14 protein-coding genes are annotated in these 14,783 nt (G+C 62.6%); 6 read left to right on the top strand and 8 right to left on the bottom strand.

The genetic code is table 11. The annotated features are described in order from the left end of the window. The first annotated feature begins 50 nt into the window (after positions 1-50). On the top strand, positions 51-1,022 hold the full coding sequence (locus CEY09_RS07485; RefSeq protein WP_088588147.1) for a zinc-dependent alcohol dehydrogenase family protein: 972 nt from the start codon (positions 51-53) through the stop codon (positions 1,020-1,022). Between the two features lie 12 nt (positions 1,023-1,034). Here CEY09_RS07485 and CEY09_RS07480 read toward each other — a convergent pair whose 3' ends face one another. Both CEY09_RS07480 and CEY09_RS07475 read right to left on the bottom strand, forming a co-directional pair. Continuing rightward, the gene (locus CEY09_RS07480; protein WP_088588146.1) at positions 1,035-1,535 is read right to left on the bottom strand and encodes a hypothetical protein; all 501 of its coding nucleotides are present in this window, start codon (positions 1,533-1,535) and stop codon (positions 1,035-1,037) included. A 172-nt stretch (positions 1,536-1,707) separates the two neighbouring features. Then, positions 1,708-2,667, bottom strand: coding sequence for an AraC family transcriptional regulator (locus CEY09_RS07475; RefSeq protein ID WP_088588145.1), 960 nt, complete (start codon positions 2,665-2,667; stop codon positions 1,708-1,710). Between the two features lie 174 nt (positions 2,668-2,841). Between CEY09_RS07475 and CEY09_RS07470 the strand changes: the two genes are divergently transcribed. Further along, positions 2,842-4,221 (top strand): NAD-dependent succinate-semialdehyde dehydrogenase, encoded by a 1,380-nt coding sequence (locus CEY09_RS07470; RefSeq protein WP_088588144.1) that lies wholly within the window; start codon positions 2,842-2,844, stop codon positions 4,219-4,221. Between the two features lie 45 nt (positions 4,222-4,266). On the opposite strand, the gene CEY09_RS07465 is transcribed toward CEY09_RS07470, so the two are convergent. Together CEY09_RS07465 and CEY09_RS07460 are read right to left on the bottom strand one after the other, a co-directional pair. Continuing rightward, entirely contained in the window at positions 4,267-4,626 is a 360-nt protein-coding gene (locus tag CEY09_RS07465) for an AraC family ligand binding domain-containing protein (protein WP_006223156.1), read from the bottom strand. Positions 4,627-4,669: 43 nt separating this feature from the next. Next, the gene (locus CEY09_RS07460; protein WP_088588143.1) at positions 4,670-5,239 is read right to left on the bottom strand and encodes a GNAT family N-acetyltransferase; all 570 of its coding nucleotides are present in this window, start codon (positions 5,237-5,239) and stop codon (positions 4,670-4,672) included. 222 nt (positions 5,240-5,461) lie between these two features. On the opposite strand from CEY09_RS07460, the gene CEY09_RS07455 reads away from it, so the two are divergent. Beyond that, a complete protein-coding gene (locus tag CEY09_RS07455) occupies positions 5,462-6,217 on the top strand; it encodes a sulfite exporter TauE/SafE family protein (protein WP_175216733.1) in 756 nt (251 codons plus the stop codon). A gap of 11 nt (positions 6,218-6,228) precedes the next feature. On the opposite strand, the gene CEY09_RS07450 is transcribed toward CEY09_RS07455, so the two are convergent. From CEY09_RS07450 to mqo, 3 genes are all read right to left on the bottom strand, one after another. After that, positions 6,229-6,705, bottom strand: a complete 477-nt coding sequence (locus CEY09_RS07450; protein ID WP_208625054.1) for an aromatic-ring hydroxylase C-terminal domain-containing protein — start codon at positions 6,703-6,705, stop codon at positions 6,229-6,231. 284 nt (positions 6,706-6,989) lie between these two features. Further along, on the bottom strand, positions 6,990-7,706 hold the full coding sequence (locus CEY09_RS07445) for a hypothetical protein (RefSeq protein WP_088588141.1): 717 nt from the start codon (positions 7,704-7,706) through the stop codon (positions 6,990-6,992). 350 nt (positions 7,707-8,056) lie between these two features. After that, positions 8,057-9,769 carry a malate dehydrogenase (quinone) gene (gene mqo / locus CEY09_RS07440; RefSeq protein WP_088588140.1) on the bottom strand — a complete coding sequence of 571 codons (1,713 nt, stop codon included), beginning with the start codon at positions 9,767-9,769 and terminating at the stop codon, positions 8,057-8,059. Between the two features lie 296 nt (positions 9,770-10,065). On the opposite strand from mqo, the gene CEY09_RS32140 reads away from it, so the two are divergent. Further along, positions 10,066-10,236, top strand: a complete 171-nt coding sequence (locus tag CEY09_RS32140) for a hypothetical protein (protein ID WP_158218657.1) — start codon at positions 10,066-10,068, stop codon at positions 10,234-10,236. A 136-nt stretch (positions 10,237-10,372) separates the two neighbouring features. On the opposite strand, the gene CEY09_RS07435 is transcribed toward CEY09_RS32140, so the two are convergent. After that, positions 10,373-11,836: an MFS transporter gene (locus tag CEY09_RS07435; RefSeq protein WP_337360711.1), complete on the bottom strand. Its 1,464-nt coding sequence runs from the start codon at positions 11,834-11,836 to the stop codon at positions 10,373-10,375. 527 nt (positions 11,837-12,363) lie between these two features. On the opposite strand from CEY09_RS07435, the gene CEY09_RS07430 reads away from it, so the two are divergent. Beyond that, a complete protein-coding gene (locus CEY09_RS07430) occupies positions 12,364-13,590 on the top strand; it encodes an MFS transporter (protein WP_088588138.1) in 1,227 nt (408 codons plus the stop codon). 337 nt (positions 13,591-13,927) lie between these two features. Continuing rightward, the gene (gene cyoE, locus CEY09_RS07425; protein WP_088588137.1) at positions 13,928-14,782 is read left to right on the top strand and encodes a heme o synthase; all 855 of its coding nucleotides are present in this window, start codon (positions 13,928-13,930) and stop codon (positions 14,780-14,782) included. The last annotated feature ends 1 nt before the right edge of the window (position 14,783 follow it).

The raw sequence follows: 14,783 nt of genomic DNA, 5'->3' as shown, positions 1-14,783 counted from the left end.
ATTATATCGATAATTCCCGATATCCCTTTTTGCCGAAACGAAGGATTGCAATGAAAGCGATAACACTCAACTCTTTTGGCGGCCCGGACGCTTTCGAACTTCGCGACCTGCCCACGCCCGTGCCGCACACGGGGCAGGTCCTGGTTCGAGTACAGGCGACCTCGATCAATCCCCTGGACTACCAGGTTCGGCGTGGCGACTATCCCGACCTAGTGCCGTTGCCGGCCATCACCGGCCACGACGTATCAGGCGTTGTCGAAGCCGTCGGGCCAGGTGTGACGGCGTTCTCGCCCGGGGACGAAGTCTGGTACACCCCGCAAATATTCGACGGGCCGGGAAGTTATGCCGAATACCACGTTGCCGCCGAAAGCATCGTCGGAAAGAAGCCGGCGTCGCTAAGCCATCTTGAGGCGGCAAGCCTGACCTTGGTGGGCGGGACGGCATGGGAAGCGCTGACCGTGCGTGCGGGGCTCAGGGTGGGCGAGAGCATTCTGGTGCACGGCGGAGCAGGGGGCGTGGGGCACGTGGCGATCCAGCTGGCAAAAGCGATCGGTGCGCGGGTGTTCACGACCGTGCGTGAAACAAGCTTCGAGTTCGCCCGGCGCATGGGCGCCGATGTGGTGATCGACTATGAAAAGGAAGACTACGTCGACGCCATCATGCGGGAAACGGGCGGGCGCGGCGTCGATGTCGTGTTCGACACCATTGGCGGCAACACGTTGTCGCGCAGCCCCGACGCGCTTGCGCAACTTGGCCGCGTGGTGACGATCGTGGATATTGCGCAGCCCCAAAACCTGGTTCAGGCCTGGGGCAAGAACGCGAGCTACCACTTCGTGTTCACCAGACAGCACCGCGGCAAGCTTGATGAGCTGAGCGCCTTGGTCACGCGCGGTCAGCTGCGGCCACACGTAGGCGCTGTTTATTCGCTTGCCGATATTCCGCTGGCGCATGCCCGGCTTGAAAGCCCCAACCACGGCGTTCAAGGAAAAATCGCGATTGCGGTGGGGCCGCTGGCGCAATGACCGCGGGCGGGGTCAGCCGTGCTTGGGAAAGCCGTTGCTGACCCACTCTGATGCGCGTTGCACGTTCAGCTTGTACGTCGGCGCAACGTTGACCTGGGCCAGTTGTTCGCCCAGTTCGTCGTAGGCGCTCAGGACGGCGTAGGGTTCATCTTCGTCGGGAACGATGTCCAGCTTGACGGTCAGGCGGCCGGCGGCGGCGTCGATCTTCACGCTCTTGTGCAGCGTCGCATGCAATTGCTGTTCGTGACGGCGCAGGACTTCGTTGGCCGTCTTGACCAGGGTGAAGAAGGCGGGGGAGTCGAGCGGTTTGGGGTTCTTCTTGTCGCGGCCCATGGTCCACGGGCCTACCAGGGCCGGCTCGGCCTGGCCGTCCAGGGTCATTTCAACGGCCCAGCCGTCGTCGTCCTCGTTCTTGATGATCCGGGCGGTCCAGCCGTCATCACGCCAAAGTCGGGGCTCTTGTTCCTTGCGGTCTTCCGATGTATCAGTATCCGTTGTGCGGGTGTCGTTCACTGCTGTACTTCTCCTGGATTCGTGTGCGCGCGGCGCTGCGGCTGACCTCGACTGTTGCGATGGCCCATCAGGCCGATGCAATCATTCAGCGGGCAGGGCGCTGCTTGGGAGCGCGAAATGTCGCTCGACCCTTCGCACTGTAGCCTATCGCGCCCTGGATTCCCTTGCCCCTTCAATGGGACGAGACGTAAGCCGACGCGGCGAAGGCCGGCGGCACGGCAAAATCCGCCCGCATCCGGTTCACCTCTTCGACCGGGCTGCGTCCGAACAGGCGCTTGAACTCCCGACTGAACTGCGACGGGCTTTCATAGCCGACTGCGGCGCTGGCCGCGGCCGCCGTGATCGAATTGCGCACCATCAGCAGCCGCGCGTGGTGCAGGCGCGTGGATTTCAGGTACTGCATTGGCGAGGTGCTGGTCACCGCCTTGAAATGCACGTGGAACGCCGGCACGCTCATGCCCGCTTCCCGCGCCAACTGGTCCACGGTCAGGTCGTCCTTGAAAGCGGCGTGGATCCTGCGCAATGCCCGGACGACTTTGCCGAACTGGCCCTGCATGGCTAGTGCCGCCCGCATGGCCGGCCCCTGCGCACCAGTCAGGATGCGGAAGTAGATTTCGCGCACAAGCGCCGGCCCCAGGACCTGCGCCTCGATGGGGTCGCCCAGCGCTTGCAGCAGACGCAGCACGGAATCCGTCAGCGGCGGATCCATGGGGCTGGACATCATGCCTTTCGGCTCGGCCGCCACAAAACCGCCCAACTGGTCGATCTGCAACATGAGGTCGGCCGCCAGCTTGAAGTCCAGATGCATGTAGAGGGCCAGCAAGGGCTCAGCTTCGCTGGCGTCCGTCTCCATCGTGAAGGGCACCGGCACCGAGACGACCAGGCATTGATGCGCGTCGTACAAGTAGGTCTGCCCACCGAAAAAGCCTCGCTTCTTGCCCTGGCACACGATCACGATGCCGGGGTCGTACAGCACGGGAACGGACTTCAGCGGGCGGTTGGAACGCAGTAGCCGCACGTCTTCCAGGACCGTCAGGTTGTAGCCCTCGGTGGGCGCCAGCACGTCTAGCAGGCGGGCCATCCGCTGGCGCACGGGGGCCAGCAAGTCGTCGGGTTTGGGGTTGTCGGGCATGGTCCGGGACAGGGTCGGGCGGTGGGTTAACAGCTTGCCATGGAAGTGACAAAAATATCCAGCCCAATAGTTTTAGGCAATAAACAAAGACCGTAGGCCATCGAATGATCGTGTCGGAAATCCTAGCATTACATCCGTGCCTCAGGCATTCCTCAACCCGACAGGAACACCATCATGATCAACGTATTCAATCCCGCCGACGGCTCGATCGTCGGCGAAGCGCCCGAACTGGGCGCAGCCGACATCCAGGCCGCCATCGATCGAACCTGCAGCGCCTTCCCGCAGTGGTCCCGCAAACTCGCCAAGGAGCGTGGTGACCTGCTGCGCCGTTGGTTTGAACTGATTCGCGCGGACAAGCGCGTGTTCGCCGAGATCATGGTCAAGGAAAACGGCAAATGCCTGCCCGAAGCCTTGGGCGAAATCGATTACGGACTGGGTTTCATCGAGTGGTATGCCGAAGAAGCCAAGCGCGTCTATGGCGACACCATTCCGTCGCACGCCGCCGGCGCCGAAATCCTGGTGTTCAAGGAGCCCGCCGGCCCCACCGCAGCCATCACGCCGTGGAACTTCCCGTTCATGATGATCGCCCGCAAGATCGCCACCGCGTTGGCGGCGGGGTGCACCATGATCATCAAGCCGTCCGAACTGACCCCCTTGACCGCGTACAAGATGCTTGCGTACGCCCGCAAGGCCGGCATCCCGGAAGGCGTGTTCGAGATGGTCACCGGCAATCCGAAAGAGATCGGGGAACTGTTTACCGGCGACTCGCGCATCCGCAAGATCTCGTTCACCGGCTCCACGGCTGTCGGCAAAATGCTGGCTGCCGCCTGCGGCAACGGCCTGAAGAAGATGACGTTGGAACTGGGAGGCAATGCGCCCTTCATCGTCTTCGACGACGCCAGCATCGACGATGCGGCCACGAACCTGGTTGCCGCGAAGCTGCGTAATTCGGGCCAAGTGTGCATTTCGCCCAACCGCATCTACGTGCAGGATGCGATCCACGACAGTTTTGTGGCGGCGGTAGCCGAGAAAGTCGCCCGGATCCGGGTGGACCAAGGCATGCAGGAAGCGTTCGTAGTGGGGCCGTTGATCAATCAGGCGGGCATCGACAAGGTGGCCGAATTGGTCGATGACGCCAAACGCGCCGGCGCGCAGGTGGTGCTGGGAGGCAAACCCCATGCGAAGGGCGGGCTGTTCTACGAGCCCACGGTACTGGCCGGCCTGACCGACGACATGCGCGTGGCGCACACCGAGATTTTCGGACCAGTGTTTGCGGTGTATCGGTTCCACACCGAAGACGAGGTCGTCGCGCGCGCGAACCATTCCGAATATGGGTTGGTGGCGTACGTCTTCACGCGTGATCTGGCGCGGTCCTTCCGGTTATCCAGGAACATCGAAGCCGGTATGGTGATCCTGAACTCCGGCTCCGTCGGCACCGCATCGATTCCGTTTGGCGGCATGAAGCACTCAGGCTACGGCCGCGAGGGCAGCTATTACGGGATCGAAGAATACGTCGAGGTCAAATATGTGCTGATGGCGGGCTTGGACAAGTAGGGCAAGCCTGCGTCCCGCCGTGCACCAAGGCACGGCGTGGCGGCCCTATTCGTCTCGGGGACGCCATTTGCCGGGAAGCGGGTGTATCAAGGTCAGGAGCACAATAGCCGGAACGTCGGCGTACAGGCTGTGGGGCTCATCTCCGGGAAGCGTCACCAGTTGGCCTTCTGTCAGCGTGCATCGGCCCTCTGAGGCATCGATGTCGACCCGTCCCTGAAGGCACTGGAGGGTCACCACACCCTGGACTTGATGCGAGGGCATCCGGTGCCCTGCAGGCAGCACGAGCCGGATGATCTGCAATTCTGCCGTGCGCAGCAGACTGACGCTGACCGGCGGGGCGGGCTCCAGGCTGGGACGATGAAACAGGTCGATGACTTCCAGCGGATTCGCGTGCTTCAGTGCCATACGGGACTCCGGTGGCGTGACCGACCTTGCGGCCGAGGGATATTCAAGTGCTCTGATGCGGCGACGGGCGGGGAACGGCTGTTCCTTGGCCCGTCCGAACCGCCGCGTACATCCAGTAGTCGCGCGCCTGGCCGCGCACCTTGCGGTACTGGCGCAGGATTCCTTCGCGCTGCATGCCGATGCGCTCCAGGACGGCAATGGAGGAAGCGTTGCTGTCCAGGACGGTGGCCTGAATGCGTTGCAGGCCCAGGGCATCGTGCGCCCAATTCATGACGGCAAGCGCAGCGTGCGTCGCCAACCCACGGCCTTGGTGAAGCGGGTCAAGGTCATAGGCTAGTTCAGCGCGTCCATGTGCGCGAGCTATTTCGTTCAAACCTACCGTGCCCAACAGGCGGCCGCTTGTGTCCACGATGGCCCAGCGGAGCGCGTCGCGGTTTTCGGCATAACCGCTGATGAGGGCTGCGATGGCGGCCGGACTGATATCGCCCCAGCTTGTGTGTTCTATGACGCCGGGGCGGTTCAGATATGCCGACCACGCCGCCGCGTCATGGAGCTGAAGCGGGCGCAGGGAGGCCGCGAGGGCGTTGGGCAATGCGATCGGGGCTGCTGTCATGGTGTGTCTTGCTGCTCGCGGATGGGGCGGAGTTTTCAGGTGCTTGCGGTGAACGTTATCACCCCGCGTCCGGGTTTTGGCGGCGCGGGGCGGGGCGCGCCATAAGCAAACCCTTATTCGGCCATCAAGAAAGGGAATTTTTCTCTTATGGCTATGAACCACAATGCATACCGTCCGCCCCAAACCCTCGGCGGGGCTAAAAATAGAACATAGAGGATGACGATGGAATCGGTGTATCTGGTGGTGGCGCTGGGCGCGGTGGTCGCGGGTTTCGTGCAGGGTTTGTCGGGTTTTGCCTTCGGGTTGGTTGCGATGTCGTTCTGGGCCTGGGCGCTGGAGCCGCGTTTGGCGGCCACGCTGGCGGTGTTCGGTGCGCTGGTGGGGCAAGTGCTGGCGGCCATCACGGTTCGGCGCGGGTTCGATTTCAAGCAGCTGCTGCCGTTCGTGCTGGGCGGACTGGCCGGCATTCCGATCGGCGTGGCGGTGTTGCCGACGCTGGACATGGATTGGTTCAAGGCGCTGCTGGGCGCCTTGCTGATCGTCTGGTGCCCGGCCATGCTGCTGGCCAAGAACATGCCGAAGATCACGGCTGGCGGCCGTCTGGCTGACGGAACCGCGGGCTTCACCGGCGGCGTGCTGGGGGGCATCGGTGGCTTTTCCGGCACATTGCCCACGCTCTGGTGCACGCTGCGCGGCTTCGAAAAGGACAAGCAACGCGCCATCATTCAGAACTTCAACCTGTCGATGTTGGCGGTGACGATGGGCACGTACCTGGCAACAGGCATCGTGACGCGCGACATGCTGCCGATGTTCGCCATCGTGGCGCCGGCCATGCTGGTGCCCACGCTGCTGGGCGCCAAGCTGTACATCGGCATCAGCGAGGCGCGCTTCCGGCAGATCGTGTTGGGTTTGCTGACCGCGTCCGGGCTTGCCTTGCTGGCGTCTTCCGTTCCGCGCTTGCTGGAACGCGTGGCATAAGGCCGAGCTTCCTACGCGCCGCCGAACCAACACGATAGCGCTTGCGCTGCCCCGGTTTCGTCCGGGTGGGAATCGGTGGCCCACGCGACGATGCCGTCAGGCCGCACCAACACTGCCCGCAAACCCAGCCGTTCACGGGCGTCACCCGCGACATAATTGACTTGCTGCCGCCAGCCGCGGGTCAGCGCATCCCAAGACGCATCCGCTGAGGCGGCAGGCGCGAAGTCCAGGAAGAGGCCTTTGCCCTGGCGCAGCAGGGTGCCCGCTCTTGTGCCGTCGGCCAGTTCGAAATCGGGCATGCTGCGGCCGACCAGCGGATGGCTGCTGCCCAAGTCGTAGCGTTGGGATACGCCCCAGACACGTTCGGCGAAATACGTCGCGCCGTCGCGGGTGCCGACCAGATCCCGGAAGCGTTTCGCAAGCAGACACCCGCGCCGACGAACGACTGGACGCTGGGATAGCGCCCGATGTTCGTCGTGGGATCTCATGCACGAGGCCAAAGACCAGAGCTTTCGTTACCGAAAGGACTTGGGCTTACCAGACCAAGTCTGCCTTTTCCGACACGGCTTTATAGCACCGCGGCGATAGGGCCGCAACGCTCACGGCGTGCCGTGCGCGCCAGGAAGTGCTCGATCCGCAACGTGACGAGGCGGCCGGCGTCCAGGTCGGCCAGTCGCCGATTGTCAGGGGCGTAATGCAGACGTTCATTCCGCTGCCGCTGCCGTTCCCCGGGGCCGCCCGGGGGCGGCTTCGGTATTCTCCGCCCTGTTACTTACTTGCCTTGCGCGTCGCCACCGATCTTCCTGGCCGTCAGCGTCACGGTGAAAAACTCGTTCACCTTATCGGCCGGAACGGCATTCAACTGGTGAGTGCCATAGTCAGCATGTTGCCCGTCCTTGAATCGGGGGTAATACCCTTTCCAGAAATAGCGCGCCTGTGTACCGCCCGCGAGCACTTTTTTCGCAGGCAGCCCGGCTACGAATCGCGTATCGGCGATGTCCGCCCGCGCTCGCAAAGCGACGCGGGCCTCTGTCAATGCCCAATGGCATACTCCGCGCCCGTAATAGTCCTCATCGATCAGCATGTCGGCATACACGGTGCCCACGTACTCGGTGGCGGATATACGGGAAAGGCGGAATGGTTCGTGGCTGGACAATGTCGGCACGTGGCCGGACAGGGCGTTGGATTTTCCACAGCGGGCACCGTTGCTGGCGTCGAACTGCACAGTGCCTTCTACTACCGTAAACGGCGATTTGCCGTCGGCTGCGCTTGAGAGATCGGACGCATTAGCAAGTGTGAGCCGTATCTCATAGGCCTGCGTCGGAGCGGGGTTCAGCTTGCGCAGCGGCGTGTGCGCGTTGGATGCGGTGTCAGCCTTGGCCGGGCTATCGGCGAAATTAGACCCGCACCCGGCGGCGGCCAGAAGGACCAGCGTCGGCAATGCCCAACGTAAGGCCGGCAACGAGAGATATCGAAGGGCGCGCGACAATGTCGATGTTTCCTATGTTAGCTATTGGAAGTTTACTCAACGACGGGCGAACGATTCGTCCAGAATCGTTGCGCCGCGGGGGGATTATCGCATCGCCGCAAGGGCAGGCGGGTAGCCCTCAAAGCCTGCGCCTAAGTTCAATTGTAGAAGTCCCGTGCGATTGCGCGTGGCATCGGGCCGCTTCCCACCCCATACAGTCATTGAGCCTCGCGCCACACCACAACAGCGTCTTCAAACGTCGAATTCTTATGTGCGTGCGCGATTGACGCCGCCGTCGCAAAGAAATCGGGGGGAAGCCGGCGCATGCCGGCTTCCCCCCGAGGCTTTTCGTGATGGCGGTGCCCGTTGGCTTACAGGGCCTGCATCTCGGTGTTGGCGTTGCGGGCCGGTTGCGCTGCGGCTGGGTTGGGCGCAGCGGGTGGGTTCACCGCCGGCACGCCCGTATTGGCCGTGGCGTTGTCCGTCACCGGCACTTCTACGTACGGCAGGTGCAGCGTCTGGCTGGTCATGGCGCGAATCTGGTTGGTCAGCGCGGGGCTGTCATTGAGCTTCTGGCCATACGACGGGATGATCTCCTTCAGGCGCGCCTTCCAGCCGGCTTCCATCTGCTGCGGGAAGGCTTTGGCCAACAGGTTCAGCATGATGGGGGGCGAGGTCGATGCGCCGGGCGAAGCTCCCAGCAGCGCGGCGATGGTGTTGTCCTTGTCGGTCACCACTTCGGTGCCGAACTGCAGGATCGTGCCCTTTTCCGGATCGCGCTTGATGACCTGCACGCGTTCGCCGGCCGTCACCAGGCGCCAGTCTTCACGCTTGGCTTGCGGGAAATACTTCAGCAGCTGGGCGTGGCGGTCTTCGTCGGTCAGGCGGGCCTGGTTGACCAGGTACTTCACCAGGTCCAGGTTTTCCAGCCAGACGTCGACCATGCTGGTGACGTTGTTGTGGTTCACCGACGAGAACAGGTCGAACGCCGAGCCTTCCTTCAGGAACTTGGTCGTGGCCAGCGCGAACGGTCCGAACAGCACCACCGGCTTGCCGTCGAGCTTGCGCGCGTCCAGGTGGGGCACCGACATCGGCGGGGAATCCGTGTCGGCCATGCCGTAAGCCTTGACGTCGTGGCGTCCGGCGATGGACGACGCGTCAAAGGCCAGGAACTGGCCGCCCACCGGGAAGCCGGCGTAATTCTTCGATTCGGGAATGCCCGACATCTGCAGCACCTTCAGCGATGCACCGCCGGCGCCGATGAAGACAAAGCGCGCCTTGGTGGTGCGTTCCTGGTTGGTCTTCAGGTCCTTGACCGTGACGTTCCAGGTCTTGTCGTCGTTCTGGCGCAGGGCGGTGACTTCATGCTGCAGCTGCAGCTTGAAGTTGGGGTTGCGCTGCAGGCCCTGGGTGAGCTGATTGGTGATGACGCCGAAGTTCACGTCGGTGCCCAGCGGCATGTAGGTAGCGGCAACCTTCTGATTGGGGTCGCGGCCTTCCATCAACAGCGGCGCCCATTGCTTGATCTGGGCGGTGTCGGTGGAATATTGCATGCCGTAGAACAGCGGGCTCTTGACCAGCGCGTCGCGGCGCTTGCGCAGGTATTCGATGCGGTCATCGCCCCACACGAAACTCATGTGGCCCGTGGGATTGATGAAGTCTGAGGGCTGGCCCAGGCGGCCGGCCTTGACCTGATGCGCCCAGAACTGGCGCGAGATCTCGAACTGCTCGGCAATGTTGATGGCGCGTTTGATGTCGACCGAACCATCGGGCATTTCGGGGGTGTAGTTCAGTTCGGCAAAGCCCGAGTGGCCGGTACCCGCATTGTTCCAGCCATTGGAGCTTTCCAGTGCCACGCCGTCCAGACGTTCGAAGAGCTCGACGTGCCAGTCCGGCTGCAATTCCTGCAGATAGGTGGCCAGCGTCACGCTCATGATGCCGCCGCCGACGAGCACGGCGTCGACCGGCTTGTCGTTCTCGGCTGCCGGGACTGACCGCTGGTGCAGCGGCCAATAAAGAAACAGCGCCGCCGCAATGACCAGCAATGCAGCCAGGCTGCCCACGATTTTGAGGAACTTTCTCATGGGTTAGAGACCTTTTGGTTCAAAGGATTATTTTTTTCTTATGGGGACTTACAGGTAGACAGGGGTGGGCACCTCCGTGGCGGTCAAGCACGCGAAAGGCCGCCGGGCGTCTGGGAACATGCGCCGGGATCAGGCAATCGGGCAAAAGTGGATCAAATGCCGACCGGGTCGGCGTGGGGTGTCGCTGCAGCTTGGAATAAGGGCAGGCTGGCCAGAGACTAGACGATTCTCGTTCCGTATAGGGGAATACCCCGATAAAGCGTGGTGGTTTCCCGGGGGCGCGATTGTATACAAGCTTGCGATCGACCACGTTTGCCGCCGCGCTGGGCGGCGGGGCGCAGGCAACCGACCGCGCGACCGCCATTTTCACGGCCATTGTGGGCGCGGTCAGCCTGGCCCGGGCGGTGGGCGACGAGGCCATCGCGGCCCGCATACTGGCCGACGTCCGCGCGCTGGTGCTGCGCTGACGCCAGGCCGGGTTCAGCCGATGCACGCGCCCGAGATCTTCACGGCCTGCGCCCACTTGGTGACTTCGTGGTAGCCCGGTATTCGTGCAAAGCGATCCGTCCTTGCCACGGCGTAAGCCGCGGCAAGGACAATTCCCTAAGCCTCCTTCTCTTCTTCAGGCGCATTTAACGCGCTCCCCGCGTCGTGTTTCAAGCCGAGCAGATCCAGCATGCCTAGCAGAGACACCAGCGCCACGAACAGGAACGCCAATCGATAAGCGGCCCCCGGGGCCTCCCGCAGGCCAAGCAGCGGCACGGCCCAGTCGCCCAGGCGAATGGCAATGGCTCCCAGCGCAATGCCCATACCCAGCGCCAACTGCGACATGGTCGAGAACAGCGAACTCGCGGCGCTGAGGTCTTCCTTGGGCATATCGGCAAACGCCAAGGTGTTCAAAGCGGTGAACTGCATCGACCGCGACAGGCCGCCGATAAAAAGAATGATCGCAGTGGGCACAAAACCCATTTTCGGTCCGATGCACGCGCATGCGGCCAGGGCCAGGCTGTTGAATACGCCGTTGCACAACAGAATCCGACGAAAGCCAAACCGCTTCATCACCGGCGTGGTGAACAGCTTCATCGTCAGGTTGCCCGCGAATACCACCAGCACCAGTTGTCCAGCACGGAACGCATCCATGCCATACCCCACTTGAAACATCAGAGGCAGCATGAACGGCACCGCGCCGACCGACATGCGGAACAACGATCCGCCCCAGATATTGACGGCATAGGTGTGCTTTTTGATGGGCGCCAGTGACAGCATAGGATGGGGATGGCAATTCAGGTGCCTGATCCCCTTGTAGAGAAAGGCTAGCCCCATGGCCAGGCAAGGGTAGATCTGCCCCCATGGCAGAACGGGCCGGCCGAATAGTTCCAGGGCCCACAGCAGGCTGGTCAGCCCGCCGCCTATCCAGAAGAACCCCGCCCAGTCGAAAGGGCGCCGTTCATTGCCGTCTTCGGCGGGGATCAAGACCCATGCCGCCGTCAGCGCCGCTATGCCGATCGGAATATTGAGATAGAAGATCCACTGCCACGACGCGTATTCCGTGATGAAGCCCCCCAACGGAGGGCCCAGCACCGGTGCAAACAGACCCGGCCAGATCAGCATGGACATCACGCGCATCAAGTCGCCCTTGGGTGTGCTCTTGAGTAGCACCAGGCGCCCCACGGGCACCATCATCGCCCCTCCGATCCCTTGCAGGACCCGCAGCGTCACAAAGCCCCAAAGGTTGCTGACCAGTGCGCAAGCCAGAGAAGCAAGGGTGAATAGGATCAATGCAGAAGAAAAAACGCGGCGACTGCCGAACCGATCGGCCATCCAACCGCTGATGGGAATGAACACGCCCAGTGTCAACAGATAGGCGCTGACACCCAGGCTGAGGTCCGTGGGAATGACGCCAAAATCTCGTGCCATCGCCGGCACGGCGGTCGTGATCACCGTGCCGTCCAGGTTTTCCATGAAGAACGCCGTGGCGACCAATAGAGCGGTGCAGGTATTTCGCCGTTTGTCCGCGTCAGCAGCCAAAGGCGCAGCAGGGGCTGCGGGGGCAGAATCGTGAGCCATGAATAACGGTTCCGAGAAGGAAACGCCCACGCCGGAAAGGCTTGGCCCACGCGAGCACGCAGCCGCACCGGTCCGCGGCGAAGGCGGTCCCAGGTGCGTTGGTTGACGTGAACGCTTACGGTGCAACGGGCGCTTTTCCCGTGCACTGGAGTTCACATTAGCACGGGTGCATGGACGCTGCCCAGACCTTCCCATCACACCGCATTTCAACGCATTTCAACGCATTGCGGGCGACACGTCGCTCTTGGATGCCTCTGGCACGAATAGCTCTTGAGTGCGCTTTACACACCATACGGACCCCGATCTCCTGCGACCGTTCCTGGCCGGGAGCCGTCCTCGACGACAGACCGCACCCGACCCAAGGCGCTGGACATGTGACGCTGTTTGGCACGGCAGTTTTTAAGGGAATTACGTCATTTGCGCTAGTGCGTGCTTCGGTAAAGTCGGGCCTGTCGAACCCGTCAACCCCACCAGGCCGAGCTTGCCGAACCGGCCTCCCCATTCCGTTCATTCCCACCGATCGCGCTATGCCCCTATCAGCCTCCCACACTAAGGGCCGTCGCAACGCCCGTATCTTGGCTATCTGCCAGGGCCTATTCGTCGCCGCCATTTCCATCGACTTGACGCTGACGGCATTGACCGGCCACATGCTCGCGCCCAACAGAACGTTGTCGACGCTGCCATTTGCATTGATAACGGTAGCGGGCGCTGTGGTCACCTGGTTCGCTTCGTTGCTGATGCAGCGTATCGGCCGGAGAAATGGCTTCGCGCTGGGCGCCCTGGCCGGCGCGGCGGGCGGCGGCCTATCGGTTTGGGCCGTGTTCCACGCCGATTTCTGGGTGTTCTGTGTCGGCACCGCACTAGTCGGCGTGTTCCAGGCCTTTGCCCAGTACTACCGCCTAGCGGCGGCCGACGCCGTCGAACCCGCAGCCAAAAGCCGCGCGATCTCGGTGGTAATGGCCGGCGGTGTCATCGCCGCGGTTGCCGGCCCCGCGCTGGCCACCTGGAGCCGTGATCTGTTCGCACCAGTGACCTTCGCCGGCGCCTATCTAATGGTGACCTTGCTGGCACTGCTGTCCGCCGCACTGCTCTGGGGCGGCTATCGCGACGCCGAAGCGCCGGCTATGGGCGGCCTGGCCCAGGCCGGTCTGCCGGCGCGGCCGCTGCGCGAGGTAGCGCGCCAGCCCGTGTTCGTGGCCGCCCTCGCCAACAACGTAGTCGGATCGGTCTCGATGATGTTCATCATGACTGCCGCGCCGCTGGCCGCGGTGGCGTGCAGCCACAGCATCGGTGACGGCGCCAACATCATGCAATGGCACCTGGTCGGCATGTACGCGCCGGCTTTCTTTGCCGGCGCGCTGATCCAGCGCCTCGGCCTGCCGCGGGTGCTGGGCGCCGGCATGCTGCTGAACGTCGCCTGCTCGCTGATCGCGATGGCCTCGGCGTCGTTGCCCGCGTTCTATGCGGCGCTGTTCTGCCTGGGCGTGGGATGGAATTTCATGTTCGTCGGCGGAACCACGCTGCTGGCGCAGTCCTACCGTCCCTCGGAACGCGCCCGCGCGCAAGGCGCGGCCGAGATACTGCGTTATGCCGCTACCGCGCTGGCCACGCTGGCGGCCGGACCGGCGCTGGACGCCTTCGGGTGGGAAGCGCTAAACGCGGCCATGTTGCCGGTGGTGCTGGCTGCCGGTCTGATGACATGGTGGTGGGCTCGTGGGCCGGCCCGGGGGGCTGCTGTGGCCGGGCCGGGCTAAGCCTGTCTCGGAGCGATGATGCCGAACAGCGAGGTAGCAACAAAATCGTCCCAAGACGGCCTTCGTCATCGGTCATTCGCGGCGTCGGTATCTGCGGGATCTTTGTCCGGCATTTCACTTTCGTGCCCTCTCGTCCAGAAGGTATAAAGCTTCAGTTGCAACGAAGCGTTCCGTAATTCAGGGACCCCTCCGCCACATTCGACCGTATCGCAGTGACTTCCGGTTGATCCGACAGGCCCAGGCTTTGGCCCACCGATCGCGTGATCACGGTTCTTCCTGTCATCCAAGCCTGTTCTGCTGTTCCTTGTCTGCGGTCAGTCCGACCCGACAAAATTCTATGCATCGCACCTATTTCGAATTGGTCAAGCCAGGCATCGTGGCCGGTAACCTAGTATCTCTCTTCGGCGGCTACCTGCTTGCATCGCGAGGCGTCGTGGATGCCATTCATATTGCACTGGTGATATCTGGAGTCGCGCTCGTAATCGGATCCGGATGCGCCGCCAACAACGTGATTGACCGTGACATCGACCGGCTCATGGAACGCACCTGTACGCGCCCGATGGCCGCCGGCAGCATTTCGATAAGGTCGGCTCTGACCTTTGCCTGTATTCTGGGTCTCGTCGGGTTCTGGCTTTTGTATGTCGCGACGCGTCGAATTGAGCCGCTGGTCCTGATGCTCATCGGATACATTGTCTATGTAGGCCTGTACTCGCTTTTCCTGAAACGCAGATCGGTCCACGCCACGTTGGTCGGCAGCATATCGGGCGCGATCCCGCCTGTCGTGGGCTATTGTTCGGTACGCGGAACCATCGACACGGCCGCTGTCGCGCTCTTCGTGATCTTCGGAATATGGCAAATGCCTCATTCGTACGCCATCGCCATGTTTAGATGGAAGGACTATGAAGCCGCGTGTATCCCCATACTGCCCCTGGTGAAGGGGCGGCATCAAGCGAAGAAGCGCATCGTTTTGTACATTGCCGCATTTCTTGTGGCCGCGCTTTCCCTGGCGGCGCTTGGTTACGTGGGAAATCTCTACATCTCTATAGTTCTATTAAGCGGACTGTACTGGCTGAAAACTGCCATGGTCGGGTTTACGGCCGGCGATGATGTGCGCTGGGCGCGGCGGGTGTTCGCGGCTTCCATCGCTGCAGTCGTGCTGATCAGCGTGGCAATGGCTATAGATGCCATTTGAA

It is taken from the genome of Achromobacter marplatensis (genome assembly GCF_002209535.1).
Lineage (GTDB): Bacteria > Pseudomonadota > Gammaproteobacteria > Burkholderiales > Burkholderiaceae_B > Achromobacter > Achromobacter marplatensis.
The sequence above is the reverse complement of the archived record's forward strand: the minus strand, read 5'-3'. Positions and strand labels throughout refer to the sequence as shown.